Origin of the sequence: Sulfitobacter sp. 15WGC (assembly GCF_005068605.1) — a bacterium.
Lineage (GTDB): Bacteria > Pseudomonadota > Alphaproteobacteria > Rhodobacterales > Rhodobacteraceae > Sulfitobacter > Sulfitobacter faviae.
Window position 1 is genome coordinate 1 of sequence record NZ_SZNL01000193.1, and the last position, 253, is coordinate 253.

Sequence of the window (253 nt, forward strand, 5' to 3'; positions counted from 1 at the left end):
ATCGCTACCCCTCGGGCGCGACGACGGTGTTGGATTTCGCGGTTGAAAGCTGGGCCGAGGTGGCCCCCGGCAGCGGCCTGCTGCACGCCTTCACCGTCCCCAAACAACTGGTTTAAAACGCAAGCGCGACCGAATGGCCGGGGCGTAGGTTTTACCTTGGTCCGATTTGCCCGGTTCAGTGCCCGAGAATCTGGCTCAGGAACAGCTGCGTGCGCGGGCTTTGCGGGTTGTTGAAGAAAGCCTCCGGCTCGTT

At 62.5% G+C, this 253-nt stretch carries 1 pseudogene; it reads right to left on the reverse strand.

Annotated elements, in window-relative coordinates:
• Positions 1-175: 175 nt before the first annotated feature.
• Positions 176-253: pseudogene (locus tag FCK22_RS18525) on the reverse strand (amino acid ABC transporter ATP-binding protein); the annotation flags it as partial.